This is a genomic window from Stenotrophomonas sp. SAM-B (assembly GCF_013387485.1).
GTDB classification, from domain to species: Bacteria; Pseudomonadota; Gammaproteobacteria; order Xanthomonadales; family Xanthomonadaceae; genus Stenotrophomonas; species Stenotrophomonas maltophilia_AA.
The window spans coordinates 99,602-124,212 of sequence record NZ_JABBXB010000007.1; the positions used below are offsets into that span (position 1 = coordinate 99,602).

The window sequence follows — 24,611 nt, forward strand, 5'->3', positions numbered from 1 at the left end:
CGCGCGTAGCGGTGTTCATTTGGATTCCTCGAGAATGATGTCGGCGATGCGCTCAGCGGCATCGACCTTGGCCAGGGCACGCGCGGCGTTGGCCATCTGCATGCGTCTGGCGGAATTTTCGGACAATTCGCGCAACACGCCTTCCAGCTGTGTCGCCAGCGTTTCATCCTGCTTCAGCAACACGGCAGCGCCGCGCTCGACCAGATACTCCGCATTGCGGGTCTGGTGATCGTCGACGGCCGCCGCGAACGGCACCAGCACGCTGCCCACGCCGACCGCGCACAGCTCGGCCAGGGTGGAGGCGCCGGAGCGGCACACGACCAGATCGGCCCAGGCGAATGCCTCGGCCATATCGGCAATGAACGGTTCCACGCTGGCCTGCACGCCGGCATCGGCGTACGCCTGCAGCGCTTCGGCGTGCAGCTTTTCGCCGCTCTGGTGGCGTACCTGCACCGGCATGCCGGTGCCCAGCGCGGCCAGTGCCTTGGGTACCGCGTTGTTGAGCACGCGTGCCCCCTGGCTGCCACCCAGCACCAGCAGGCGCAACGGACCCTGCCGGTTGGCCAGGCGCAGCTCCGGCGGGGTGATCGCGGCGATCTCGGCGCGGACCGGATTGCCGACCGCCTCCTCCCGCTTCGCGAAGCTGCCCGGGAAGCCGGCCAACACGCGACGCGCGACGCGCGACAGCACGCGGTTGGTCAACCCCGGGGCGCGGTTCTGTTCGTGCACCAGCAGCGGCAGGCCGTGCAGGTGCGCGGCGATGCCGCCGGGGCCGGAGGCGTAACCACCGAACGCAATCACGGCACGCGGCTGACGATCACGGATGAGGAAGCCGGCCGCGCGGACCGCGCGCAGCAGGCGGAACGGCGCGCCGAGCAGGGACAGCCTGCCCTTGCCGCGCAGGCCACCGATGGCCAGCGTATCGATGTGGATGCCCTGCTGCGGCACCAGGCGCGTTTCCATCGCGCCATCGGCACCGAGCCAGGTGACCGGCACGCCGCGTTCGCGCAGCACCTTGGCCACGGCCAGGCCGGGGAAGATGTGCCCACCGGTGCCGCCGGCCATGATCATGACCGGGCGCTGGGAGGGATCGAGGCGAGGCGTGCTCATCCCATCCTCCCCAGGGTCGGTTCGATGCGCTGCTGCATGCGGCTGGTGCCACGGGGCGCGCTGTCACGCGGTGCGGCATCGCGCGCGGCGCTGTCCTGCATCGCCGCGGCGATCGCGCTGGCGCTGTCGGCCTTGGGCACGTCGCCCGGCAGCGGGCCATCCTGGTCGGCGCCCATGCGCACGGCCTGGCGGCGCTCGGCGCGATCCAGTTCATAGGACACGCGCAGCAGCAGGCCCATCGCCACGCAGGTCATCAGCACGCTCGAGCCGCCGGAGGAGATCAGCGGCAGGGTCAGGCCCTTGGTCGGCAGGATGCCGAGGTTGACCCCGATCGAGACGAAGCTCTGCATGCTGATCCACAGGCCGATGCCGAAGGCGATGTAGCCGGAGAAGTGGCGCTTCATTTCCACGCAGCGCATGCCCAGCCAGAAGGTGCGGCCGACCAGCAGCGCATACAGCGAGATGATCAGGCAGGTGCCGAGGAAGCCCAGCTCCTCGGCGGTCACCGAGAAGATGAAGTCGGTATGCGCTTCGGGCAGGTAATAGAGCTTCTGCACCGAGTTGCCCAGGCCCACGCCGGTCCACTCGCCACGGCCTACGGCCATCAACGCATTGGACAGCTGGTAGCCGTCACCCTGCTGATCGGCCCACGGGTCCAGGAAGGAGGTGATGCGGCGCATGCGGTACGGCTCGATGATCGCCAGTGCGCTCATGCCGACCATGCCGATGATCACCGGCATGGACATGCGCGGCATGTTGACCCCACCCAGCACCAGCATGCCGGCGGTGATCGCCAGCAGCAGGGTGGAGGAGCCGAAGTCCGGCTGCAGCAGCAGCAGCACGACCAGCGCGCCGGCCACGCCGAGCGGCTTGAGCATCGCCGGCCAGGTGGCATTGACCTCGTCGCGGAAGCGGACGAGATAGCTGGACAGCCACACGATGTAGAGCACCTTGACCGCTTCGACGGTCTGGAACTTGGAGATGCCCAGGTTGATCCAGCGGCGGGCACCGTTGACGCTGCTGCCCAGGCCCGGGATGAACACCACCACCAGCAGCGCGAAGCAGCCCAGCAGCAGGATCTGGTTGTACTGCTCGATGCTCTTGAGCTCGGTGCGCATGGCGATGATCGCCAGGCCGATACCCACCGCCAGGAAGATCAGGTGGCGGTTGAGGTAGTAGAACGGGCTGCTCATCAGCGCGATCGAGCTCGACGCGACCATCACCACACCCAGCCCGGTGAGCGTGATGATCGCGCCCAGCAGCCACTTGTCGAAGTGGCCTCCGATGGCTTCCAGGCGGGTTGCTTGGCGCGACAGGTCGTTCATCAGCGGACCTTCAACGTGGCCAGGCCGATCAGGACCAGCACGACCGAGATGATCCAGAAGCGCACGATCACGCGCGGCTCCGGCCAGCCCTTCAGTTCGAAGTGGTGGTGGATCGGCGCCATGCGGAACACGCGCTTGCCGGTCAGCTTGAACGAGGCGACCTGGATCATCACCGACAGGGTCTCGATCACGAACACGCCGCCCATCACCACCAGCACCAGTTCCTGACGGGTGATCACCGCGATCGTGCCCAACACCGCACCCAGCGCCAGCGCGCCGATGTCGCCCATGAAGACCATGGCCGGATAGGTGTTGAACCACAGGAAGCCCAGGCCCGCACCGGCGATCGCCGCGCAGATGATGACCAGCTCACCGGCACCCGGGATCTGCGGGATCTGCAGGTAGCTGGAGAACACCACGTTGCCCGAGGCATAGGCGAACACGCCCAGTGCGCACGCGACCAGCACCGTCGGCATGATCGCCAGCCCGTCCAGGCCGTCGGTCAGGTTGACCGCGTTGGAGAAGCCGACGATCCAGAAATACGCGATGGCCACGAAGCTGATGCCGGCCAGCGGCAGCGCGATCGACTTGAACATCGGGATGTAGAACGTCATCGCCGCCGGGACATCGGCGGTGTAGAACAGGAACAGACCCGCAGCCAGGCCGAAGATCGACTGCAGCAGGTACTTCCAGCGCGACTTCAGGCCGTTCGGGTCGCGGCGGACGATCTTGATCCAGTCGTCGTACCAGCCGATCGCGCCGAAGCACAGCATCACGGCCAGCACCAGCCAAACATAACGGTTGCGCAGGTCGGCCCACAGCAGCACCGACAACGTGATCGTCAGCAGGATCAGCGAGCCACCCATGGTCGGCGTGCCGGCCTTGGCGAAATGGGTCTGCGGACCATCCGTACGGATCGGCTGGCCACCCTTGAACTGGGCGAGCTTGCGGATCATCGCCGGGCCAAGCCACAGCGACAGGAACAGGGCGGTCAGCGCCGCGAGGATGCCGCGCAGGGTCAGGTAGCCGAACAGCCCGAACAGGCTCTCCAACTGCTGCAGCCATCGGGCCAGTTCAAGCAACATTGGGGGTTTCCTCTCCTTGCGCGAGCAGCGCTTTGACGATCGTGTCCATGGCGCTGCCACGCGAGCCCTTGACCAGGCAGCGCACGCCGGCATGCAGTTCGCTGGCGAGCGCGGCGGCCAGGGCCTGGTGGCTCTGGAAATGCTGGCCGCCTTCACCGAAGGCGGTCGAAGCGGCGGCGCTCAGCGGGCCGAGCGTGTACAGCCGCTTCAGGCCGGCCTCGCGGGCACGGCGGCCGGCCTGGGCATGCAGCGCCTCGCCGTCCGGGCCGAGTTCGCGCATGTCGCCCAGCACCAGCCAGCCTTCTTCCTTCGCGCCGGCCAGGGCATCGATGGCGGCCGCCAGCGAGCCCGGGTTGGCGTTGTAACTGTCATCGACCAGCACCGCACCGCTCGGCAGCTGGTGCGCGATCTGGCGGCCCGGGACCGGCTCGGCGCGGGCCAGCCCGGCGGCGATCTGCGCCAGCGTGATGCCTGCGGCCAGCGCCAGCGAGGCGGCGGCCAGCGCATTGCTGATGTTGTGCCGGCCCGGCAGGCCCAGCGTGATCTCTGCATCGCCCTGCGGCGTGGACAGCACGAACTGGCTGCCCTGCGCGGCCGGACGGATCGCACGCGCGCTGACATCGGCGCTGTGGTCCAGGCCGTAGCGCAGCACGCGGCAGCGCGGTGGCTGGCCGACGATGTGCTGTTCGAACCAGATCCCGAAGGCGTCATCGGCATTGATCACGGCCACGCCATCGGAGGGCAGCGCCGCATAGATCGCGCCCTTGGTGGTGGCCACGCCCTGCAGGCTGCCCATGCGCTCCAGATGCGCCGGGGCGATGTTGTTCACCAGCGCGTAGTGCGGGCGCACGATCTCGGTCAGGTAGGCGATGTCGCCCGGCTTGCCGGCGCCCATCTCGTAGACGGCGAAATCGGCGTCTTCGGGCGCATCGAGCACGGCCAGCGGCAGGCCGATCTCGTTGTTGCGGTTGCCCGGGTTGGCGTAGACCACCTTGCGGTCGTCATGCGCGACCTGTTCCAGGATCGCCAGCAGCAGGCTTTTGACGCTGGTCTTGCCGTTGCTGCCGGTGATCGCGAACACCGCGGTGTCGCGGTCGCGCTGCATGCCGGCGGCGATGCGCCCCAGGGCATGCTCGCTGTCGACGACCACGATCTGCGGCAGCGCCACATCCAGCAGGCGCTCGACCAGCATCGCCGAGGCACCGCGCGCCAACGCGTCGGCCGCGAAGTCATGGCCATCGAAGCGCTCGCCACGCAGGGCCACGTACAGGCTGCCCGGGGCGAGCGTGCGGGTGTCATTGCTGATGGCATCGATGGCGGTGTCTTCGCCATGGATCTCGCCACCGGCCCAGTGGGCGATCAGCGACAGCGGGGTGCGCTTCATGCGTTCACCCCCGCGCGCGCGGCCAGCACACGGCCGGCGACTTCGGTGTCATCGAAGGCGTGCTTGACCCCGTGGATCTCCTGGTAGGGCTCGTGGCCCTTGCCAGCGATCAACACGATGTCGCCCGCGCCGGCCTGGCCGATCGCGGTGGCGATCGCGGCGGCGCGGTCGCGCTGCACGGTGACGGCAGCGGGTGCATCAAATCCCTTGAGGATGTCGGCCACGATTACGTCGCCGTCTTCGCCGCGCGGGTTGTCGTCGGTGACGATGACCACGTCGGCATGCCGTTCCGCGATGGCGGCCATCTGTGGACGCTTGCCGGTATCGCGTTCGCCGCCGCAGCCGAACACGCAGACCAGCCGCCCGGCCAGATGGCCCTGCACGCTGGTCAAGGCCTGTTCCAGTGCATCCGGGGTGTGGGCGTAATCGACCACGACGGTGGGCAGGCCGCCCTCACCGCCCAGGCGGTTCATGCGGCCGGCGATCGGCTGCAGCTGTGAGAGCAGCCCGGCGATCGCGGCCGGGGCGTGGTCCAGCGCATACAGCGCACCGGCGACCGCCAGCAGGTTGTCGACATTGAAACGCCCCAGCAGCGGCGACTGCACCGGATGCCGCTGGCCGTCGACCATCAGGTCGAAGGCGATGCCGCGGCCGTCCAGGGTGAGCGAATCAGCGCGCAGAGTGGCCTGCGCGGCACCGCGCGAGCTCACGCCGATCGGGCGCACGCTGTCGCCGACGGTGCGCAGCAGTTCGCTGCCGAAGCTGTCATCCAGATTGACCACGGCGGCCTTGAGTCCGTCGCGGTGGAACAGCTTGGCCTTGGCCGCGCCGTACTGCGCCATGTCGCCGTGATAGTCCAGATGGTCGCGGGTGAGATTGGTGAACACCGCCACGTCGTAATGGACGGCATCCACGCGGCCCTGGTCGAGCGCGTGCGAACTGACTTCCATCGCCACGGCCTGTGCCCCGCCATCGCGCAGCTGGGCCAGAACGTCATGCATCTGCAGCACCAGCGGCGTGGTGAAACCGGTCGGCACGACATCGCCATACAGACCGACGCCCAGCGTGCCGATGCTGCCACTGCGGGTGCCGAGCAGGTGCCAGGCCTGGGCCAGCAGCTGTACGGTGGAGGTCTTGCCGTTGGTGCCGGTCACGCCAACCATCGTCATCGCGCGCGAGGGATGGCCGTGGAACTGGTCGGCCATCGCCCCCATGCGGTGGCGCAGGCCCGGCACGGCAATCGCATCGACCGGCGCAGGCAGCTCGGCCGGTGCCGGCGGGTCGAACAGGATCGCCCCGGCGCCATTGGCGCGGGCCTGGTCGACAAAGCCCAGCCCGTGCGCGCCGAAACCGGCGATCGCCACGAAGGCATTGCCCGGGCGCACCGCGCGGCTGTCCAGCACCAGGCCGGTGATGGTCGGGTCGTGGCTCAGCGCCACATCGGGAAGCAACTGCGACAGCAACATCATCTGGCTCATTGCGTGCCTCCCTGCGCGGGCGGCACTGTGGCGTGCGCGCTGGGCAGCGCGGCATCGAATTCTGCGGCGGCGTCGGGCGCGATCACCGTTTCCGGTGGCGGCGTCGGCAACGACGAGGCGGTATGCCCCAGCTTTCCGGACTGCTGCGCGGCCAGCCACGACTCGATGTCATCCGGCGGCACGTCCATCAGGCGCAGCGCGCCCTCCATGACGTTGTGGAACACCGGCGCGGACACCAGGCCGCCGTAGTACTTGCCGCCCTGCGGGTCGTTGATCACGATCACCGTGGCGAAGCGCGGATTGGTGGCCGGCACCACGCCGGCGAACAGCGCGTTGTAATGCCCGCGCTCGTACCCGCCCGGCCCGGCCTTGCGGGCGGTACCGGTCTTGCCGGCCACGTGGTAACCCAGCACCGCCGCCTGCTTGGCGCCGCCCTGGGTGACCACGGTTTCCATCATCGCCACCACGTCCTTGGCGATGTTCTCGTCGATGATCTGCTTGCCTTCGTTGCGCTGGCCCTTGACGAAGGTCGGCGCGATCAGCTTGCCGCCGTTGCCCAGCGCCGAATAGGCGGTCGCGATCTGCAGCGGGCTGACATTCAGGCCGTAGCCGTAGGACATGGTGGTCTTGGACGAACCACTCCAGCGCGCCGGGCGCGGCAGCACGCCGGCCGATTCGCCGGGGAAGCCGCTGTGCGGGGCGACGCCGTAGCCGAAGCTGTGGACGTGGTCGTAGAAGACCTGGTCCGGCATCTTGGCCGCGATCTTGGCCGCGCCGATGTTCGAACTGCGGGTGATCACGCCGGTGACGTTGAGCACGCCGTTGTTGCGCGGCACGTCCTTGATGGTGAAGCGCCCCACCGCCATGTAGCCGGGGTTGGTGTCCACCGTGGTGTCCTTGGTGACCACGCCGGACTGCAGCGCCGAGGCGATGGTCAGCGGCTTCATGGTCGAACCCGGCTCGACCAGGTCGGTCACCGCGCGGTTGCGGCGGGTATCCGGCGCGGCGCCGCCGACGGCGTTCGGGTTGTAGGTCGGCAGATTGACCATGGCCAGCACTTCGCCGGTGGCCACGTCCATGATCACCATCGAACCGCCGGCCGCCTTGTTGGCGATCAGCGCGTTGCGCAGCTCCTTGAAGGCCAGGAACTGGATGCGGCGGTCGATGCTGAGGGTGAGGTCCTTGCCCGGCTCGGCGGCGCGCAGCAGATCGCTCTCCACCGTATCGCCCTTGCGGTTGCGGATCACGCGCTTGGCGCCGGCCTTGCCGCGCAGCCATTCGTCGAAGGCCAGCTCCAGCCCTTCCTGGCCGCGGTCGTCGATGTTGGTGAAGCCGAGCACGTGCGCCATCGCCTCACCCTGCGGGTAGAAGCGGCGGAACTCGCGCTGCGAGGCCACGCCCGGGATCTTCAGCGCGACCACTTTTTCCGCGTCGTCCGGATTGATCCGGCGGCGCAGGTACATGAATTCTTTATCGGCCTTCTGCGAGAGCTTGGAGGTCAGCTCGTCCAGCGGCATGCCCAGCGCGGTCGCCAGCTCGGGGATGCGGTCCGGCGAGCGCAGCAGTTCCTGCGGGTTGACCCAGATCGAGGCGACCGGAGTGGACACCGCCACCGGCTCGCCATTGCGATCGGTGATCATGCCGCGCGAGGTGTTGATCGGCAGTTCGCGCAGGTAACGGGCTTCGCCCTGGCGCTGGTAGAACTCGCTGTTGATGATCTGCACGTAAGCGGCACGGCCGACCAGCGAGACCGAACACAGGCCGAGCGCCAGCCCCACCCACTTCAGGCGCTGGCGGAGGTTGAAGCTGTTGCGCGCACGATTGCGACCCGACTTGTTCATGGCCGGATCACCACGACATCGGCCGCTTCGGGGAACTTCATGCCCAGGCGCTCGCGGGCAACGCGGTCGACCCGGGTCGCCTCGGCCAGCGTGGCCTGCTCGAGCTGCAGGCGACCGAACTCGATGTTGATCTCATCGCGCGCACGCTCGACCCGGGACAACTCCACGAAGGTCTGGCGGTGGCGATGGCGCATGAACACCACACCGATCGCCGAAGCGATGGTGCAGGCCAGCAGCACGATCAACAGCAGGCGGCTCATCCGGCCACCCCGCGCTTTTCGGCGACGCGCAGCACGGCGCTGCGTGAGCGCGGATTGACCGCCAGCTCGTCGTCTTCGGCCTTGATGGCGCCACCGTGCAGGTCCAGCGTCGGCACGAACGCGGCCAACTCGGGCAGCCGGCGATTGCTCGGCGGGGCTTTGGCGTGGCGGTTCATGAACTGCTTGACGATGCGGTCTTCCAGCGAATGGAAGCTGATCACCGCCAGCCGGCCACCGGGCTTGAGCCGCGCCATCGCCGCGTCCAGGCCCGCCTCAAGGTCGGCCAGTTCGCGGTTGATATGGATGCGGATCGCCTGGAAGCTGCGCGTGGCCGGGTGGATCTTGTCCTTGCCACGCGGCATCACCGAGGCGATCAACTCCGCCAGCTCGGCGGTGCGGGTGAAGGGTTGCTTGTCGCGGCGGGCGACAATGGCCTTGGCGATGCGGCGGCCCTGGCGCTCTTCGCCGTAGGTCCACAGCACGTCCATCAACTCGCGCTCTTCAACGCGGTTGAGCCACTGCGCCGCGCTTTCGCCGCTGTCCGGGTCCATGCGCATGTCCAGCGGGCCGTCCTTGCCGAAGCTGAAACCGCGCTCGGCGACATCCAGCTGGGGCGAGGACACGCCCAGGTCGAACAGCACGCCGTCCAGTCCCCCGGCGGTGGCGTCCCAGTGCAGCAGATCGGCGAAGCTGCCACGGAAGATCGAGACGCGCGGGTCCGGCGCGAAATCACGCTCGGCTACCGCAATCGCCTCGGGATCCTTGTCCATGACCAGCAGCCGGCCTCCAGGACCGAGTTGCTCGAGCACGCCGCGGGCGTGACCGCCACGACCAAACGTGCCATCGAGATACACTCCGTTTTCGATCACCTTCAGGCCATCCAGGACCTGCGTGTACAGGACCGGCAGGTGGCCCGCCGGCGACTGCGACACCGGAAGGTGACCGGTCTGCGCTGCTCCGCGCATCCGGGCACCCCGGCTCACAACTTCAGGTCGAGCAACCCATCGCCGAGATCCTCGTCAGACAACGTCTGCTGGATCAACGCGCGATGAGCCTGCTCGCTCCACAATTCGAATTTGTCGCCCATACCGAGCAGCACCGCCTTCTTTTCAATGCCAACGGCACCACGGTGGCTGGCGGGAATACTGATGCGGCCGTTGGCGTCCAGCTCCAGATGCGCGGCCGAACCGACCAGCTTCTGTTGCAGCAGACGCACGACGCGCTGTGTGTTGGGCTTGGACATGACGTCGTCACGGACGCGTTCCCATTCCTGTTCGGCGTACAGCCACAGACAGCCGGACTCGAACGGGTTGTAGGTCAGGACCAGACGGTTGTTGCTCACACGCGCGACAAGGTCGCGATGCGCGGTCGGAACCGCCATGCGCCCTTTGTCGTCAACAGTGATGGCCGTCTCGCCTTGAAACACGACGTTTTCACCTTTCCTTCGCCCGGTGAAACATTGAACCACGAAAAACCACAAAAAACCCGGTTTCCCCTCTGATGCCCACCTTAGCAGTGCCGATTGGGTTGTCAACAACTTTGCGAAGGGGAAATCACTTTGAACATCAAGGGCTTGCAGCAATGTTTAGAGACTTGTTCAAGGCTTATCCACAAGTTGCTGTTTCGTCTCATTTTTTGAGATTTCGCCGAAGTTCAGGCCTGTGGAGACCGCGTGAAACATCGGCCCGTATTCAGTCCTGGCCGGGTCGTCATCGCCTCGGTGCTGCGCAGAACCGGCACAATGTGAGGCATGTGTCTGCTCGCCCTTGCCTGGAAAACGCACCCCCGCTGGCAGCTGGTGATGGCCGGCAACCGCGATGAATTCCACGCGCGGCCTACCGCCGCCCTGCACCACTGGGCCTCGCCGGACGACGGCATCGCCGCCGGACGCGACCTGCGCTCGGGCGGCACCTGGGCCGGGGTCGGACCCGGCGGCCGCATGGCGGTGGTGACCAACGTGCGTGACCCGCTCGCCCGGCAGACCGGCCCGTCCCGGGGAGCGCTGGTGGCTGATTACCTGCGCGACGACGCGCCCGCCGCCCTGTTCGCCGACCAGCTTGCCCGGCGGGCGGTCGAGTTCGCTCCCTTCAATCTCCTGCTGGCCGACCGCGGCAGCTGCCAGTTCCTCGGCAACCACGCGCTGCACCGGCAATCGCTGGCCCCGGGCATCCACGGCATGTCCAACGGCCCGCTGGACGCGCCGTGGCCGAAAACCGTGACATTGAACGCCGCCCTGCGCGCATGGGTGGACCACGGCAATGACGATCTGGCCCCGCTGTGGGAGGCCCTGCGTGATGAAACCCGCGCTGACGACAGCGCCCTGCCGGATACCGGCATCGGCCTGGAGCGCGAGCGCTGGCTGTCGTCCGCCTTCATCCGCAGCCCCGAGTACGGCACCCGCGCCAGCACGATCATCGCGCTGGACGCCGACGGCCAGGGCTTCATCGCCGAGCGGCGGTTCGATGCGCAGGGTGACTGCATCGGCGAGATCCGGCTGACGACCACACCGCTGTCTGCGCCGAGGTGACGTGAATGTGGGACAATGCGCGCGGCGGAGTCGGCCAGACAGTCGCGTCATCCCTTGCGGATGCCGAGGAAAGTCCGGGCTCCACAGGGCAAGGTGCCAGGTAACGCCTGGGCGGCGCGAGCCGACGGAAAGTGCAACAGAAAGATACCGCCTACGTTTCCTTCGGGAAGCCGGTAAGGGTGAAATGGTGCGGTAAGAGCGCACCGCGAGTCTGGTAACAGACCGGCACGGCAAACCCCACCTGGAGCAAGACCAAATAGGGACCTAATGGCGTGGCCCGCGTCGGGTCCGGGTAGGTTGCTTGAGCGCTGCGGTGACGCAGCGCCTAGAAGAATGACTGTCCACGACAAAACCCGGCTTATCGGCCGGCTCCGCCGCTTTCTTCGCGATGCCGCGAAGAAGCCCCACGGTTTGCGATGCAAACCGTGGGCCCCGGGCGCCACCAGCGTCCAATTCCCCGCGGCTGTCGCCGCGCCCCCTTTACTAAAGGGGGCTGTTGCTTCGGATAGCGCTCCGGTAGAGCCGACCGTTGGTCGGCTGCTCTACGTTCCGGCATCGGCACGGCATCCCCAAGCGCTGTTGCCCACCGGCCGGCGGCTCAACTGCCGTACAACGCCTTGCGCGGGGCGCCGGTGATTTCCGCCGCCAGCTTGGCCGCGGTCGAGGGCGGCAGGTGCTCGCTCAGCTTGGCGTACAGGCGCCGTCCCTGGACCAGCTGGGCCTCATCGTCGTCGGCCGCGCCCTGCACCATCACCACGAACTCGCCCTTGCGCTGGTTGTCGTCCGCCTCGACCTGCTGCAGCAGCGAGGCCAGGTCACCGTCCAGCACGGTCTCGAACAGCTTGGTCAGCTCGCGCGCCAGCACCGCCGGCCGCTCGGGCCCGAACGCAGCGACCATGTCCGCCAGCGATTCGGTGATCCGGTGCGAGGATTCGTAGAACACCAGGGTGCGGGTTTCACCGGCCAGCGCATGCAGGCGCTCGCGACGGCCGGAGGCCTTGGCCGGCAGGAAGCCTTCGAAGGTGAAGCGGTCGCTCGGCAGACCGGCTACGCTGAGCGCGGCGATCGCCGCGCAGGCGCCGGGAATCGGGCTGACCTTGATCCCGGCTTCGCGCGCCGCGCGGACCAGGCGATAGCCCGGATCGCTGACCAGCGGCGTGCCGGCATCACTGACCAGCGCCAGCGACTCGCCGGCCAGCAGGCGCGCCACGATCCGCTGCGACAACGCTTCTTCATTGTGGTCATGCAGCGCCACCAGCGGCTGCTGGATGCCGAAGTGGGCCAGCAGCTGGCCGGAGCGGCGGGTGTCCTCGGCGCAGATCGCGGCCACCGAACGCAGCACGTCCTGTGCCCGCGGGGTCAGATCGGCGAGGTTGCCGATCGGGGTGGCAACGACATACAGCGTGGGGACAGCACTCATCAGCGGCTCTTCCGTGGTCAAGGGTAGAATCGTACCGTTCCCCGGCCACGGCCGCTGCCCCCATCGAATGGACCTGATCATGAACAAGCCCGTCGTACGGATCTCCGCCCTTTCGTTGTCGCTGATGCTGCTTGCCGGCTGCGCCACGACCAGCTTCACCAGTGCGCCGGAATCACCGGCCCAGAGCCAGGCCCTGGCGCTGATCGAGCAGGGCAAGCCGCGCGATGCGGCGGTCCAGCTGGAAGCGCTGGCCAATACCCTGCGCGGCGGTGCCCGCAGCGCCGCGCTGGCCGATGCCGCGTTCGCCTGGCACGAAGCCGGCGATGCCGCCCGCGCCCGCACCCTGCTGGCCCAGGTCACCGCGCGCCAGCTCAGCGGCCCCAGCCTGCAGCGTTACCAGCTGACCACCGCCGAACTGGCCCTGGCCGACAAGCAGCCGGCACAGGCGCTGGCCGCGCTGAAAGAACCGTCCGAAGCAGTGACGCCCGCGCTGCGTACGCGCTGGCAGCTGGCCCGCGCCAACGCACTGCAGGCCACCGGCGACAACCTCGGTGCCGCACTCGAGCGCGCCCGTGCCCACGCCGCGCTGACCGGCAAGGCGCGCGCTGACAACCAGCAGGCCATCGCCGGCCTGCTCGGCACGCTGGACGATGCCACCCTCCGCGCCCGCACGGCGGCCTTGCCGGCCAACGAGCCCCTGTACAACTTCGCCGGCCGTGCGCTGATCGCCCGCGGCCTGCCGCTGCCGCGGCCGTTCGATCGCGAAGGTGCCTCGCAGTTCGATACCAGCAAGCGCCCGCCGGCGATGAGCGATGGCTACCGGCCGCCGGTGAAGATGGCCGTGCTGCTGCCGCTCAGCGGCCGCCTGGCCACTGCCGCGCAGCCGGTCCGGGATGGCCTGCTCAGCGGTTACTACGGTGAGACCCGCCGCCGCCCGGACATCCAGTTCATCGATACCGCCGGCACCGCCGCCGGTGCCGTGGCCGCCTACGACAAGGCGGTGACCGCCGGTGCCGACTTCATCGTCGGCCCGCTCGGCCGCGACGAAGTGGATGCCGTGTTCGGCCGCCGCGAGCTGCCGGTGCCGGTGCTCGCCCTGAACCGCGGCAAGGACACCCCGCCGGCTGGCAGCGCCGGTTTCTCGCTGGCCCCGGAAGACGACGGCATCATCGCCGCCGAGTACCTGCGCGGGCGCGAGCGCAGCAAGGTGCTGGTGATCCACAGCAACGACGACAACGGCCGCCGTGCCGCCGCCGCCTTCCGCGAGCGCTTTGCGCAGCGCGGTGGCCAGGTGGTGGCCACGATCGGCGTGAGCGACACGGTCGGCGACATCGGTGCGCAGGTGCGTGGCGCCGGCGCCATCGATGGCGTGCTGCTGGCGGTCAAGGCCCCGCAGGCGCGTGCGCTGACCCCGCAGCTGGCGTTGGCCGGCGCCGGTGGTGCGACCCGCGTGGGTACCTCGCAGCTGACCGTCGGTACCGGCAAGCCAGAGGAAGACATGGCGCTGGACGGCATCGTCTATCCGAACGAAGCCTGGAACGTGCGCGGCGTGCCCGGCCTGCCGGCCGCCTCCACCGCCGGCCAGATCCTGCCCTCGGCGCGCGGTGCGTCCGGCCGCCTGTTCGCGTTCGGCTTCGATGCCTGGAAGATCAGCGCCTACCTGGACAAGGTCGCGACCGAAGGCGGCCTGGCCGGCGCTACCGGCACCCTGTTCCTGGACAGCAACGGCAACGTGCTGCGGGTGCCGGCGTGGTCGACCTTCAGCGGTGGCCGGCCGATGCCGATCGCCACCAGCAACTGAAGCACGTGCCGACCGGGCGCGCGGTGCGTGGTGCGGCGGTGGAAGCCGCCGCCCAGGCCCATCTCCGCGATGCCGGGCTGCGCCCGGTCACCACCAACGCGCGCTATCGCGGCGGTGAGATCGACCTGATCATGCGCGACGGCGACGTCGTCGTGTTCGTCGAAGTGCGCTACCGCGCCAACGACCGCTTCGGTGGCGGCGCGGCCTCGGTGGATCGGCGCAAGCGACGCAAGCTGGTGCTCGCCGCGCAGCTGTTCCTGCAGTCGCATCCCTGGCTCGCCGAGCAGCCCTGCCGTTTCGACGTGGTCGAAGGCAGTGGCGATCCGCCGCAGCTGAACTGGCTGCGCGACGCGTTCCGGCTGGAAGACTGCTGATGCCCTCCATCTTCACCCACGCCGCCATTCCGCTGGCGCTGTGGTGCGCCGCCGATCGCGGCCGCATCGCCACGCCATTGCTCGCCGCCGGCGTCGTCGCGGCCATGCTGCCGGATGCGGACGTACTCGCCTTCGCGCTGCACATTCCCTATGCCGACGGCTTCGGCCATCGGGGCGCCAGTCATTCGATGCTGTTCGCCGCGCTGATGGCATTGCTCGCCGCGCTGCTGCACCGCCGCCTGCGCGCCACGGCGGTGCAGGCGGCCGCGTTCGTCGGTATCTGCGCGCTGTCGCACCCGCTGCTGGATGCGCTGACCTCCGGCGGTCTCGGCGTCGCGCTGTGGTGGCCGTGGAGTGGCGAACGTTTCTTCGCCCCGTGGCGACCGATCCGCGTCTCGCCCTTCGCGCCGCAGTTCTTCAGCGCGCGCGGCATGGCGACCGTCCTTTCCGAACTGCGTTGGGTCTGGCTGCCCCTGACGCTGGCCGTGATCGGCTGGCGGGCGATCCAACGCGCGCCCCTGGATTCCCGGACCTGATGATGACCCCTGCCCTGCCCGCCGCGTTCGCTGCCACCCTGCACGCCCTGCTGGGCGAGGACGACTGGCGCACCGATGACCGCGCACTCGAGGCACATGCGCAGGACAACTCCTGGCGGCATACGCGTCCTGCCGGCGTGGCGTTTCCGCGCGATCGCGAGCAGGTAGTCGCCCTGGTCCGCGCCTGCCGCGAGCACCGCATCGCGCTGGTCGCGCGTGGCGCGGGCACCGGCACCACCGGCGCCGCAGTGCCGATCGAAGGCAGCATCGTGCTCTCGTTCGCGCGCATGAACCGCATCCTCGCCATCCAGCCCGGCGACCGCTGCGCGATCGTCGAACCCGGCGTGCTCAACGGCGACCTGCAGCAGGCGCTGATGCCGCACGGCCTGTTCTGGCCACCGGATCCCTCCAGTGCGGAGATCTGCACCATCGGTGGCAACCTCGCCTGCAATGCGGGGGGACCGCGCGCGGTGAAGTACGGCACCAGCCGCGACAACGTGCTCGGCCTGGTCGCCGTCACCGGCGCCGGCGAACTGATCACCTGCGGCGGCCCGTACACGAAGGACGCCACCGGTTACGACCTGACCCACCTGCTGGTCGGCAGCGAAGGCACGCTGGCGTTGATCGTGGAAGCCACCTTGAAGCTGACCCCGCTGCCGGTGACGCAGGCCGGTCTGCGCGTGCTCTACCGCGATGCGGATGCCGCCGCGCAGGCGGTGTCTCGCCTGATGGCGCAGCCGGTGGTGCCCACCCGCCTGGAATTCATGGATGCGCGCAGCCTTGAGCTGCTGCGACGCAATGGGGCCGAGGTGCCCGAGGCCGGCGCGATGCTGCTGGTGGAGGCCGACGGCGACCACGATACCTTGCCCTACCTGCTGCAGGCCCTGGCCGCGGCCGCCGAAGGTGACGGTCTGATCGCGCTGGACGTGGCGATGGAAGGCAGCGCGCGCGAAACCCTGTGGGCCGCGCGCAAGGCCCTGTCACCGGCGCTGCGCAGCATCGCCCCGGGCAAGATCAACGAAGACGTGGTGGTGCCGGTCTCGCGCATTCCCGCGCTGGTCGCCGGGGTGCAGGCGCTGTCGGCGGAGTTTGATCTGCCGATCGTCACCTTCGGCCATGCCGGCAACGGCAACCTGCACGTCAACATTCTCTACCACCCGGACGATGCCGGTGAAAACGCACGCGCACATGCGGCGCTGCCGCGCGTGTTCGCGTTGACCCTCGCGCTGGGCGGCACGCTCTCCGGCGAACACGGCATCGGCCTGGCCAAACGCGATTTCATGGCGCAGGCGTTCACCCCGGCCACGCTGGCGGCGATGCGCGCGATCAAGGCCGCGCTGGATCCTGAGGGGATTCTCAACCCCGGGAAAGTGCTGCCGCCGGTGTAAGCCGTTCTAACGGCGTGCGGCGAAATGCTCGTAGCCACCATCGGTGGCGTCCGCATCGGCGCAGTGCACGCCCTGCCCTTCCACGATCCGCCCGATGCGGGTCAGCGGCAGGCCCAACGACGCCGACAAGGCCTCGATTCCCGCGCGCTGCGACGGCGCGACGGTGAAGCACAGTTCGTAATCATCGCCACCGCGCAGCGCACAGTCGCGGGCGCCATCGCGCCCCAGCAGCGCGCGCAGCGCCGGTGAGATCGGCAATGCATCGGCATCGACCTCGGCGCGCACCTCGCTGTGTGCGGCGATGTGGCCCAGATCGGCGAGCAGGCCATCGGAGATGTCCACGGCCGCATGCGCGTACGCACGCAGGCGCAGGCCAAGCGTCACCCGCGGGGTCGGACGCAGCAGGCGCTGGCGCAAGGTTTCGTCATCGCCGAGCAGCGTGGCGACCGCCACCTTCAACCGGTTCTGCTGCCACAGGCGCAGAGCGCCGGCCGCATCGCCCAGGCTGCCGCTGACCCAGATGTCGTCCCCCACCTGCGCGCGATCACGGCGCAGGGCCTGGCCGGGCGCGACCTGGCCCATCGCGGTAACCGACAGCGACAACGGCCCCCGCGTGGTGTCGCCCCCGATCAGCACGATGTCGTGTTCGTCGGCCAGGGCGAAGAAGCCATCGGCGAACGCCTCGATCCAGTCCGCGTCGGCGTCCGGCAGGGACAGCGCCAACGTGCACCACGCCGGGCGGGCGCCCATCGCGGCGAGATCGGACAGGTTCACCGCCAGGGTTTTCCAGCCGACGTCGTAGGCCTGGGTTTCCGCCGGGAAATGCACGCCGCTGTTGAGCGTATCGACGGTGACCACCAGTTGCTCACCCGCACGCGGCTGCAGCAGCGCCGCGTCATCGCCGATGCCGAGCACGACATCGGCCCGCGCGGTGGTGCGCGCACGGATGCGGTCGATCAGAGCAAATTCGGCAAGCGACATGCGGCGGATCAGTGACCCGATTCGACCTTGCGCCACTCGACGGAGGCGCGGTCCAGCACACCATTGACGTAGGTGTGGCCATGCTCGGAACCAAAACGCTTGGCCGATTCGATCGCTTCATTGATCACGACGCGGTACGGCACGTCCAGGCGGAAGCGCATTTCATAGGCGGCCACGCGCAGCGCGGCGCGCTCGATCGCATCCACTTCTTCGATGCCGCGGTCCAGGTACGGATCCAGCGCCGCGTCGAGATCCTTGCGGTTGTCGAGCACGCCGTGGACCAGCGCTTCGAAGTAGGCCAGATCGGCAACTTCGCGGGCCTGCTCGTGGGCGAACTGGGCGATCACGCTCTGCGCGTTGCCGCCCGAGATCTGCCACGCATAGATCGCCTGCAGCGCACGACGACGGGCGCGCGAACGCAGCACGGGGTCGACGCCATCGCGGCGGACGGGCTTTCCAGCAGGCTTGCCCTGGTTTGACTTGTTCATGGCAGCTGCTCCAGAAGATTGACCATTTCCAACGCCGTCAGTGCGGCTTCCTCACCCTTGTTGCCGTGGCTGCCGCCGGCGCGGGCTTCGGCATCCTCGACCCGCTCCACCGCCAGCACGCCATTGAGCACCGGCACGCCGAAGTCCAGCTGCACGCGCATGAGGCCCTCGGCGCAGCGGTCGGCCACGTGTTCGTAATGGCGCGTATCGCCCCGGATCACGCAGCCCAGGGTGATGATCGCGGCATGCTGATGGGCCGCCGCCAGACGCGCGGCGACCAGCGGCAGTTCCCATGCGCCGGGCACGCGGATCACGTCGATGGCGGACTCGTCGATCCCGTTGCCGGCCAGGCTCTGCCGCGCGCCGGCCACCAGCACGTCGGTGATGCGGGCATTCCAGCGGCTGGCGAGGATGGCGAAACGGGCCGTTCCGGGGGTGCGAAGGTCGCCTTCGTAGTGACTCATGTTCGGCGGGGGATCCAAAAGGTTGATTAGTTTAACGCGCGCGGGCCGCCTACGCGGGCCGCGCGTTCTCAATGCAGCCTGGGAACGCCCCGTGGGGCCGGGCGAATCCCGGCGCCGCGGGGCGGTTCCGATCAGGGCGTAACCGTCTCGACCACTTCGAGGCCATAGCCGGCCAGGCCGATCTGGCGGCGCGGCGTGCCCAGCACGCGCAGCTTGCCCAGGCCCAGGTCGGACAGGATCTGCGCCCCCGCGCCGTTGCGGCGCCACTGGCTCACGTCCTTGTCCTTGCCGGGGGTGACCGGCGCCGGCTGCTGGCGCAGGCGGGCCAGCAGGCTGTTGGTATCGCGCGGCGCGGACAGCACCACCATCACGCCGCGCTCGGCGGCGGCAATGGCGCGCAGGGCGTCGGTGGACGCCACGCCGAAATCGTCACGGCGCCAGTGCAGCAGGTCGGCCAGCGGGTTTTCAACCTGCACGCGGACCAGGGTCGGCTCGCTGTCCGGCGTGCCGCGGACCAGGGCGAAGTGCAGGTCGTGGGCGATCCGGTCGCGGTAGGTGACCAGCGTGAACGGCCCGAACTCGGTCTCGATCTCACGCTCGTCGACGCGCTCGACGGTCTTCTCGGTGGCCAGGCGGTAGGCGATCAGGTCGGCGATCGAGCCCATCTTCAGGCCGTGCTCGCGGGCGAACACCTCCAGCTCCGGGCGGCGCGCCATGCTGCCATCCGGGTTCAGGATCTCCACCAGCACACCGGCCGGCTCCAGGCCTGCCAGCAGGGCCAGATCGACGCCGGCCTCGGTATGCCCGGCGCGGGTCAGCACGCCGCCCGGCTGGGCGATCAGCGGGAAGATGTGGCCCGGCTGGTGCAGGTCGGCCGGCTTGGCGTCCGGCTTCACCGCGGTGCGGATGGTGTGCGCACGGTCGTAGGCCGAGATGCCGGTGGTGACCCCTTCGGCGGCCTCGATGCTGACCGTGAAGTTGGTCTGGAACTGCGCGGTATTGGCCTGGACCATCGGGGCCAGGCCCAGGTCGGCGGCGCGCTCGCGGGTCAGCGGCAGGCACACCAGGCCCCGGCCATGGGTGACCATGAAGTTGATGTCCGAGGGCTTGACCAACTCGGCGGCCATGATCACGTCGCCTTCGTTCTCGCGGTCTTCGTCATCGACGATGACGACCATGCGGCCGAGGCGGATGTCCTCGAGGATCTCGGGGATGGGGGCGAAATTCATGCGCGTGCTCCTGCACCCAACAAACGTTCGACGTAACGGGCGACCAGATCGATCTCGAGATTGACTGCACTGCCGACGGCCGTCGCGGCGAAGGCGGTGTTGGCCACGGTGTGCGGGATCAGCGCGACCTCGAAGCCCTGCTCGTCCACCTCGTTGACGGTCAGGCTGACCCCGTCCACGCAGATCGAGCCCTTCTTGGCGATGTAGCGCAGCAGCGCGGCCGGCGCAGCAAAGCGCCAGCGCTGGGCACGCGCATCGTCATGCACCGACAGTACCTGGCCGAGGCCATCGACATGGCCGCTGACCAGATGACCGCCGAGGCGATCGGTCGGGCGCATCGCGCGTTCGAGATTGATGACGGCGCCGACGGCCAGCTGGCCCAGCGTGGTCAGGCCCAGCGTCTCGGTCGAGGCGTCGGCCTGGAAGCGGGTGGCGTCGTGCGCGATGACGGTGAGGCAGACCCCGTTGATGGCGATGCTCTCGCCCATCTGCACGTTCTCGAACGGCAGGGTGCCTACGTCAAAGGTGAAGCGGACATCGCCGCCAAGGGTGTCGCGTGCGGCCAGACGGCCGACGCCTTCGATGATTCCAGTAAACAAGTAACGTTCTCCGCGGAAAGTGAGCGAAAAACGCCGCAAGGCATATAGGTGCACGCCGAGCGCAAGGCCCGGCCGCACCGTCTTCTTTCATCCGGACTATACCGTCGGCTCCGGCATCGGACCGGATCTGCTGACCTTCCCGGGGAACGGGAAGCGCTCGCGGGCTCGTGCTTGCGCACCTACCGCCGGTGGGGAATCGCACCCCGCCCTGAAGACGTTTGTGTACCGGCGAACCGGCCCGGCTAGTGTAACAGGGCACCCTGACTGGGGGCTTTAAGTTAAATAAGTGTTAAGCTCACCGACTGCGCGCTGCACCCTTGGAGAGAGGGGTGCCTGCGTCGGTTACTGATCGGGCCGCGGCGTCCGCGCCGCGCCATGATCGAACGGGTCCCGCAAGGGACCCGTTTTTTATGGGCGCAGCAGCAACCGCAGGTCGCCGCCCACCTGGCGCTGATCCACCACGCGCATCCGGCGCTGATCGTCCATCGCGTGGATGCCCAGGCCCGACAGCAGCGGCCGGCCATGCTCGCCGAGCAGCGTCGGGGCCTGGTAGAGCAGCAGTTCGTCGACCCAGCCGCCGGCCAGCAACGCGCCCGCGAGCGTCGCGCCGGCCTCGGTATGCACCTCATTGATGCCGCGTTCGGCGAGCAGGGCCAGCACCGCGCCCAGATCCAGTCGCCCGTCATGGCTGGGCACGCTGGCGAATTCGGCGTCGGCAGCCTCCGGCGGACGGACCGCGGCGTCATGCAGATACAAGGTCGGCGCCCCGCCCTCGCGCACGCGTGCGCAGTCCAGCGAGCGCAGCCGCGCATCGAGCACGACGCGCAGCGGCGGCAGCACCTCGGTATCGGTCAGCCTGACAGTCAACATCGGGTCGTCGGCCAGCACCGTGGCGGCGCCGGTCAGGATCGCGCCGGCACGCGCGCGCCAGTGCTGGACATCCTCGCGGGCGGCCGCACCGGTGATCCATTTGGAGCGGCCATCGGCCATCGCCGTGCGCCCATCCAGGCTGGCGGCGAGCTTCACCCGCACCCAGGGACGGCCGCGTTCGATGCGGGAGAGGAAGCCCTGGTTGAGTTCGCGCGCCTGCGCGGCCATCAGCCCTTCGGCCACCTCGATGCCGGCCTCGCGCAGCAGCACGAAACCGCCGCCGTCGACCTTCGGGAACGGATCGCGCATCGCCGCGACCACCCGGCTCACGCCCGCCTCGATCAAGGCCAGCGCGCACGGCGGGGTACGGCCATGGTGTGCGCACGGCTCCAGGGTGACGTAGGCGGTGGCGCCGCGCGCCTGTTCGCCGGCCTGGCGCAGCGCGAACACTTCCGCGTGCGGGCCGCCGGTGCGCTGGTGCCAGCCCTCACCCACCACGACCTCATCGCGTGCGATCACGCAGCCGACCATCGGATTGGGCCGCGCGGTATACGCGGCGCGCTCGGCCAGGCGCAGCGCATGCGCCATGTGCTGGTGGTCGAGAGCGGTGAAGTCAGTCATGGCGGTGGGCGTCCGGCGGCAGGCAGCCGCGATGGTAGCCCAGCCGTGGTGGCCGTGATGCGGCGCGGCTCAGCCTTTCTTTTTCTTGGTCAGCGCGATCACGTCGCCGAGCAGCTGCAGCTGTTCGGTGCTGGAGGGCAGTTCGCGCTCGAGCTTCTCGATCTCCTCGCGGAAATCGGCCACGTCCTCGAAGCTGCGGTACACCGAGGCGAAACGCACGTAGCCCACGTGATCGAGCTTGCGAAGTTCGTTCATCACGAACTCGCCGACCTTGATCGAGGGGATTTCACGTTCGCCGCAGATACGCGCCTGCTGCATCACCGCGCGCACCGCCAGTTCGATCTTGTCTTCGGGGACCGGCCGCTTCTGCAGCGCGCGGTCGAAACCACTGCGGACCTTGCGGGCGTCGAAGGCCTCGCGGCTGCCGTCGCTTTTCACGATGGCCGGCAGTTTCAACTCGATGGTTTCCAGGGTACTGAAGCGCTCGTTGCAGGCCTCGCACTCGCGGCGACGCCGGATCGTCGCGCCGTCTTCGGAGACGCGCGAATCAATCACACGGGTGTCGGCATGCTGGCAGAACGGACAATACATGGAACGCCTTGCATCAGGAAAACGTCATGCCGTGGTCACGGCAGCGTCGCAACGGTACCTGAGAGGGACCGGCTACAGCAAATGGGCGGGGGCAGAGTCCAGCCCTGTCTAGCGGGCCTGCCGACATAACCACAGCAGGTGCGCCGCGCAGGAGAGCAGCGGGAGCCCCGCCACCAGGACCAGGGCAGCGGCTGGCACAGTCGCATCGGACAGATGAAGGTGGAAGATCGACCGCACCAGGCCGGTCCAGGCAATGCCCGTTGCCACCAGGGCGAGCAGCAGACCTGCCCACCAGACCGTCGACGCTGCCGGAACCGTGCCGGGGCCGCCCTGCCACCACCGCCGGGCAAGGGTGAGCCAGGTCATGACGATGAGACTTGCCGTCCCGAACCACGCCGCTGCCCAGCCCGGCGCGTCGCCCGCGCCACCGTACTGGTGGAGCACGTCGCGCAGGCAAAGACCCACCAGCACGAACGCCGCCACGGCATGGGGGAGTCCAACCACACCGACGTGCAGCAGCAGGGCGCGCTGCCGCCTGCGATGGATGTCCATCCGGTCAGTTGCCCCGGCTGCGCCGCAGCCGCACCAGCATGACCGCGGGCAGCATCAATGGCGGCCCCGCCAGCAGCAGGACCAGGGCCATCGGACTTTCCGTGGCCTGCCAGAACGCCATTCCCACGACCGCCACGGCGGCAAGCACGCCGATGGCCAGCGCACCCCACGCCCAGCGCCCGCTGTCCTGCAGGCCTGCCCGGCCGTGCCGGAGATAGCGGCTGCTCAACCACAGCCAGCCGCCTACCCCGATCAGCCCCGCCGCGCCCCAGCCGCCGATCAACAGGCGCGAGGCCCGGTCCAGATAAGCCGGTTCGACGAACGCGACCCAGACCCCGATGGCGGCGAAGGTGCCGCCGCCGGCCATCCCCACGATGCCGCAGACCAGGGCCAGCACGGCGTAGGTACGCCGTTGCCGGCCCTCGTCCATATCAGCCGTAGACCGGGTACTTGCGGCACTGCGCGCTGACCGCATCGCGGACGCGGGCGATCACGGCCTCGTCGGCCGGGGCGTCGAGCACGTCGGCGATCCAGTTGGCCAGCTCCACGCAGTCCTGTTCCACGTAACCGCGCGTGGTGACCGCCGGCGTACCCAGGCGCAGGCCCGAGGTCACGAACGGCGAACGCGGGTCGTTGGGCACCGAGTTCTTGTTGACGGTGATGTGGGCCAGGCCGAGCGCGGCTTCCGCATCCTTGCCCGAGACATCCTTGCCGATCATGTCGACCAGCATCAGGTGGTTCTGGGTACCGCCGGAGACGATCTTGTAGCCGCGCGCGATCAGGGTATTCGCCATCGCCTGGGCATTCTTGACCACCTGCTGCTGGTAGGCCTTGAAGCCCGGCTCCAGCGCTTCCTTGAAGGCCACGGCCTTGCCGGCGATGACGTGCATCAGCGGACCGCCCTGGATGCCCGGGAACACGATGGACTGCAGCTTCTTCTGCAGTTCTTCGCTGGCCCCCTTGGCGATGATGATGCCGCCACGCGGGCCGCGCAGGGTCTTGTGGGTGGTCGAGGTGACCACGTGGGCGTGCGGTAGCGGGCTCGGGTAGACGCCGGCGGCGACCAGACCGGCCACGTGCGCCATGTCCACGAACAGGTAGGCACCGACCTTGTCGGCGATGGCGCGGAAGCGCGCCCAGTCCACCACCTGCGAGTAAGCCGAGAAGCCGGCGACGACCATCTTCGGCTTGTGCTCCAGGGCCAGGCGCTCGACCTCGTCATAGTCGATCAGGCCGGCTTCGTCGACACCGTACTGGATGGCGTTGAACAGCTTGCCCGACGCATTGACCTTGGCACCGTGGGTCAGGTGGCCGCCATGCGCCAGACTCATGCCCAGGATGGTGTCGCCCGGCTGCAGCAGCGCGAAGTACACGGCCTGGTTGGCCTGCGAACCGCTGTGCGGCTGCACGTTGGCGTAGTCGGCATCGAACAGCTGCTTGAGGCGGTCGATGGCCAACTGCTCGGCGATATCCACGTATTCGCAGCCACCGTAGTAGCGCTTGCCCGGGTAGCCCTCGGCGTACTTGTTGGTCAGCTGGCTGCCCTGGGCTTCCATCACTGCCGGACTGGTGTAGTTCTCGCTGGCGATCAGCTCGACGTGGTCTTCCTGGCGCTGGGTTTCGGCGGCGATGGCCTTGGCCAGTTCGGGATCGTAGGTTTCGATGCGGACGTCACGCGGGAACATCG

Annotated in this window: 25 protein-coding genes, 1 other RNA gene and 1 riboswitch; of the genes, 6 read left to right on the plus strand and 20 right to left on the minus strand. The window is 68.7% G+C overall.

Going from position 1 to position 24,611, the window contains the following annotated elements; genetic code table 11:
• Positions 1-15: 15 nt before the first annotated feature.
• Genes murG through mraZ form a run of 9 tightly spaced genes read right to left on the minus strand, consistent with a single transcriptional unit; the run spans position 16 to position 9,909 of the window.
• Positions 16-1,110 (minus strand): undecaprenyldiphospho-muramoylpentapeptide beta-N-acetylglucosaminyltransferase, encoded by a 1,095-nt coding sequence (gene murG / locus HH110_RS14950; protein ID WP_176990398.1) that lies wholly within the window; start codon positions 1,108-1,110, stop codon positions 16-18.
• Positions 1,107-2,435: a putative lipid II flippase FtsW gene (gene ftsW, locus HH110_RS14955; protein ID WP_176990399.1), complete on the minus strand. Its 1,329-nt coding sequence runs from the start codon at positions 2,433-2,435 to the stop codon at positions 1,107-1,109. The genes murG and ftsW overlap by 4 nt, the downstream gene beginning before the upstream one ends.
• Entirely contained in the window at positions 2,435-3,520 is a 1,086-nt protein-coding gene (gene mraY, locus HH110_RS14960; protein WP_088433957.1) for a phospho-N-acetylmuramoyl-pentapeptide-transferase, read from the minus strand. The genes ftsW and mraY overlap by 1 nt, the downstream gene beginning before the upstream one ends.
• Positions 3,510-4,904: a UDP-N-acetylmuramoyl-tripeptide--D-alanyl-D-alanine ligase gene (gene murF, locus HH110_RS14965; RefSeq protein ID WP_176990400.1), complete on the minus strand. Its 1,395-nt coding sequence runs from the start codon at positions 4,902-4,904 to the stop codon at positions 3,510-3,512. Before murF ends, mraY begins: the two co-directional genes overlap by 11 nt.
• Complete coding sequence (locus tag HH110_RS14970) at positions 4,901-6,382, minus strand: UDP-N-acetylmuramoyl-L-alanyl-D-glutamate--2,6-diaminopimelate ligase (protein ID WP_176990401.1); 1,482 nt, start codon at positions 6,380-6,382, stop codon at positions 4,901-4,903. The genes murF and HH110_RS14970 overlap by 4 nt, the downstream gene beginning before the upstream one ends.
• Positions 6,379-8,223 (minus strand): penicillin-binding protein 2, encoded by a 1,845-nt coding sequence (locus tag HH110_RS14975; RefSeq protein WP_176990402.1) that lies wholly within the window; start codon positions 8,221-8,223, stop codon positions 6,379-6,381. Before HH110_RS14975 ends, HH110_RS14970 begins: the two co-directional genes overlap by 4 nt.
• On the minus strand, positions 8,220-8,483 hold the full coding sequence (gene ftsL, locus HH110_RS14980; protein ID WP_123728341.1) for a cell division protein FtsL: 264 nt from the start codon (positions 8,481-8,483) through the stop codon (positions 8,220-8,222). The genes HH110_RS14975 and ftsL overlap by 4 nt, the downstream gene beginning before the upstream one ends.
• Positions 8,480-9,448: a 16S rRNA (cytosine(1402)-N(4))-methyltransferase RsmH gene (rsmH, locus tag HH110_RS14985; protein WP_176990403.1), complete on the minus strand. Its 969-nt coding sequence runs from the start codon at positions 9,446-9,448 to the stop codon at positions 8,480-8,482. The genes ftsL and rsmH overlap by 4 nt, the downstream gene beginning before the upstream one ends.
• Positions 9,449-9,462: 14 nt before the next feature.
• Positions 9,463-9,909, minus strand: a complete 447-nt coding sequence (gene mraZ, locus HH110_RS14990) for a division/cell wall cluster transcriptional repressor MraZ (RefSeq protein ID WP_176990404.1) — start codon at positions 9,907-9,909, stop codon at positions 9,463-9,465.
• Between the two features lie 324 nt (positions 9,910-10,233).
• Here mraZ and HH110_RS14995 point away from each other — a divergent pair, with 324 nt between their 5' ends.
• Together HH110_RS14995 and rnpB are read left to right on the plus strand one after the other, a co-directional pair.
• Positions 10,234-11,010: an NRDE family protein gene (locus tag HH110_RS14995; protein ID WP_176990405.1), complete on the plus strand. Its 777-nt coding sequence runs from the start codon at positions 10,234-10,236 to the stop codon at positions 11,008-11,010.
• Positions 11,011-11,036: 26 nt separating this feature from the next.
• Positions 11,037-11,387: RNase P RNA component class A (gene rnpB / locus HH110_RS15000), an RNA gene on the plus strand.
• Positions 11,388-11,608: 221 nt separating this feature from the next.
• On the opposite strand, the gene rsmI is transcribed toward rnpB, so the two are convergent.
• Complete coding sequence (rsmI, locus tag HH110_RS15005) at positions 11,609-12,430, minus strand: 16S rRNA (cytidine(1402)-2'-O)-methyltransferase (RefSeq protein WP_176990406.1); 822 nt, start codon at positions 12,428-12,430, stop codon at positions 11,609-11,611.
• A 79-nt stretch (positions 12,431-12,509) separates the two neighbouring features.
• Between rsmI and HH110_RS15010 the strand changes: the two genes are divergently transcribed.
• The 4 genes from HH110_RS15010 to HH110_RS15025 are packed head-to-tail and all read left to right on the plus strand — an operon-like array spanning position 12,510 to position 16,529.
• Entirely contained in the window at positions 12,510-14,231 is a 1,722-nt protein-coding gene (locus HH110_RS15010) for a penicillin-binding protein activator (protein WP_176990407.1), read from the plus strand.
• A gap of 5 nt (positions 14,232-14,236) precedes the next feature.
• Complete coding sequence (locus tag HH110_RS15015) at positions 14,237-14,605, plus strand: YraN family protein (RefSeq protein ID WP_176990454.1); 369 nt, start codon at positions 14,237-14,239, stop codon at positions 14,603-14,605.
• Positions 14,605-15,141, plus strand: coding sequence for a metal-dependent hydrolase (locus HH110_RS15020; protein WP_176990408.1), 537 nt, complete (start codon positions 14,605-14,607; stop codon positions 15,139-15,141). The genes HH110_RS15015 and HH110_RS15020 overlap by 1 nt, the downstream gene beginning before the upstream one ends.
• A gap of 2 nt (positions 15,142-15,143) precedes the next feature.
• Positions 15,144-16,529 carry an FAD-binding oxidoreductase gene (locus HH110_RS15025; protein WP_176990409.1) on the plus strand — a complete coding sequence of 462 codons (1,386 nt, stop codon included), beginning with the start codon at positions 15,144-15,146 and terminating at the stop codon, positions 16,527-16,529.
• A gap of 6 nt (positions 16,530-16,535) precedes the next feature.
• Here the strand turns inward: HH110_RS15025 and thiL are convergent, their stop codons facing one another.
• From thiL to glyA, 10 genes are all read right to left on the minus strand, one after another.
• Positions 16,536-17,510, minus strand: coding sequence for a thiamine-phosphate kinase (gene thiL, locus HH110_RS15030; protein ID WP_176990410.1), 975 nt, complete (start codon positions 17,508-17,510; stop codon positions 16,536-16,538).
• An 8-nt stretch (positions 17,511-17,518) separates the two neighbouring features.
• Positions 17,519-17,998: a transcription antitermination factor NusB gene (nusB, locus tag HH110_RS15035; protein ID WP_176990411.1), complete on the minus strand. Its 480-nt coding sequence runs from the start codon at positions 17,996-17,998 to the stop codon at positions 17,519-17,521.
• Positions 17,995-18,462: a 6,7-dimethyl-8-ribityllumazine synthase gene (ribH, locus tag HH110_RS15040; RefSeq protein ID WP_176990412.1), complete on the minus strand. Its 468-nt coding sequence runs from the start codon at positions 18,460-18,462 to the stop codon at positions 17,995-17,997. Before ribH ends, nusB begins: the two co-directional genes overlap by 4 nt.
• A gap of 131 nt (positions 18,463-18,593) precedes the next feature.
• On the minus strand, positions 18,594-19,691 hold the full coding sequence (ribB, locus tag HH110_RS15045) for a 3,4-dihydroxy-2-butanone-4-phosphate synthase (protein ID WP_176990413.1): 1,098 nt from the start codon (positions 19,689-19,691) through the stop codon (positions 18,594-18,596).
• On the minus strand, positions 19,688-20,290 hold the full coding sequence (locus HH110_RS15050; RefSeq protein WP_176990414.1) for a riboflavin synthase: 603 nt from the start codon (positions 20,288-20,290) through the stop codon (positions 19,688-19,690). The genes ribB and HH110_RS15050 overlap by 4 nt, the downstream gene beginning before the upstream one ends.
• Positions 20,291-20,365: 75 nt before the next feature.
• Positions 20,366-20,510: riboswitch (FMN riboswitch) on the minus strand.
• A 188-nt stretch (positions 20,511-20,698) separates the two neighbouring features.
• Positions 20,699-21,781 carry a bifunctional diaminohydroxyphosphoribosylaminopyrimidine deaminase/5-amino-6-(5-phosphoribosylamino)uracil reductase RibD gene (gene ribD / locus HH110_RS15055; protein WP_176990415.1) on the minus strand — a complete coding sequence of 361 codons (1,083 nt, stop codon included), beginning with the start codon at positions 21,779-21,781 and terminating at the stop codon, positions 20,699-20,701.
• A 69-nt stretch (positions 21,782-21,850) separates the two neighbouring features.
• Positions 21,851-22,372: a transcriptional regulator NrdR gene (gene nrdR / locus HH110_RS15060; protein WP_019182518.1), complete on the minus strand. Its 522-nt coding sequence runs from the start codon at positions 22,370-22,372 to the stop codon at positions 21,851-21,853.
• A gap of 108 nt (positions 22,373-22,480) precedes the next feature.
• Positions 22,481-22,924 carry a hypothetical protein gene (locus HH110_RS15065; RefSeq protein ID WP_176990416.1) on the minus strand — a complete coding sequence of 148 codons (444 nt, stop codon included), beginning with the start codon at positions 22,922-22,924 and terminating at the stop codon, positions 22,481-22,483.
• Between the two features lie 4 nt (positions 22,925-22,928).
• Positions 22,929-23,354, minus strand: a complete 426-nt coding sequence (locus HH110_RS15070; RefSeq protein WP_176990417.1) for a hypothetical protein — start codon at positions 23,352-23,354, stop codon at positions 22,929-22,931.
• Between the two features lies 1 nt (position 23,355).
• Positions 23,356-24,609, minus strand: coding sequence for a serine hydroxymethyltransferase (glyA, locus tag HH110_RS15075; RefSeq protein ID WP_176990418.1), 1,254 nt, complete (start codon positions 24,607-24,609; stop codon positions 23,356-23,358).
• Between the last annotated feature and the right edge of the window lie 2 nt (positions 24,610-24,611).

Bases quoted from the DNA above. Each gene is read 5' to 3' on its own strand.
- murG (WP_176990398.1), bottom strand. From the start codon at position 1,110: ATGAGCACGCCTCGCCTCGATCCCTCCCAGCGCCCGGTCATGATCATG.
- ftsW (WP_176990399.1), bottom strand. From the start codon at position 2,435: ATGAACGACCTGTCGCGCCAAGCAACCCGCCTGGAAGCCATCGGAGGC.
- mraY (WP_088433957.1), bottom strand. From the start codon at position 3,520: ATGTTGCTTGAACTGGCCCGATGGCTGCAGCAGTTGGAGAGCCTGTTC.
- murF (WP_176990400.1), bottom strand. From the start codon at position 4,904: ATGAAGCGCACCCCGCTGTCGCTGATCGCCCACTGGGCCGGTGGCGAG.
- HH110_RS14970 (WP_176990401.1), bottom strand. From the start codon at position 6,382: ATGAGCCAGATGATGTTGCTGTCGCAGTTGCTTCCCGATGTGGCGCTG.
- HH110_RS14975 (WP_176990402.1), bottom strand. From the start codon at position 8,223: ATGAACAAGTCGGGTCGCAATCGTGCGCGCAACAGCTTCAACCTCCGC.
- ftsL (WP_123728341.1), bottom strand. From the start codon at position 8,483: ATGAGCCGCCTGCTGTTGATCGTGCTGCTGGCCTGCACCATCGCTTCG.
- rsmH (WP_176990403.1), bottom strand. From the start codon at position 9,448: ATGCGCGGAGCAGCGCAGACCGGTCACCTTCCGGTGTCGCAGTCGCCG.
- HH110_RS14995 (WP_176990405.1), top strand. From the start codon at position 10,234: ATGTGTCTGCTCGCCCTTGCCTGGAAAACGCACCCCCGCTGGCAGCTG.
- rsmI (WP_176990406.1), bottom strand. From the start codon at position 12,430: ATGAGTGCTGTCCCCACGCTGTATGTCGTTGCCACCCCGATCGGCAAC.
- HH110_RS15010 (WP_176990407.1), top strand. From the start codon at position 12,510: ATGAACAAGCCCGTCGTACGGATCTCCGCCCTTTCGTTGTCGCTGATG.
- HH110_RS15020 (WP_176990408.1), top strand. From the start codon at position 14,605: ATGCCCTCCATCTTCACCCACGCCGCCATTCCGCTGGCGCTGTGGTGC.
- HH110_RS15025 (WP_176990409.1), top strand. From the start codon at position 15,144: ATGACCCCTGCCCTGCCCGCCGCGTTCGCTGCCACCCTGCACGCCCTG.
- thiL (WP_176990410.1), bottom strand. From the start codon at position 17,510: ATGTCGCTTGCCGAATTTGCTCTGATCGACCGCATCCGTGCGCGCACC.
- nusB (WP_176990411.1), bottom strand. From the start codon at position 17,998: ATGAACAAGTCAAACCAGGGCAAGCCTGCTGGAAAGCCCGTCCGCCGC.
- ribH (WP_176990412.1), bottom strand. From the start codon at position 18,462: ATGAGTCACTACGAAGGCGACCTTCGCACCCCCGGAACGGCCCGTTTC.
- ribB (WP_176990413.1), bottom strand. From the start codon at position 19,691: ATGAATTTCGCCCCCATCCCCGAGATCCTCGAGGACATCCGCCTCGGC.
- ribD (WP_176990415.1), bottom strand. From the start codon at position 21,781: ATGACTGACTTCACCGCTCTCGACCACCAGCACATGGCGCATGCGCTG.
- nrdR (WP_019182518.1), bottom strand. From the start codon at position 22,372: ATGTATTGTCCGTTCTGCCAGCATGCCGACACCCGTGTGATTGATTCG.
- HH110_RS15065 (WP_176990416.1), bottom strand. From the start codon at position 22,924: ATGGACATCCATCGCAGGCGGCAGCGCGCCCTGCTGCTGCACGTCGGT.
- HH110_RS15070 (WP_176990417.1), bottom strand. From the start codon at position 23,354: ATGGACGAGGGCCGGCAACGGCGTACCTACGCCGTGCTGGCCCTGGTC.
- glyA (WP_176990418.1), bottom strand. From the start codon at position 24,609: ATGTTCCCGCGTGACGTCCGCATCGAAACCTACGATCCCGAACTGGCC.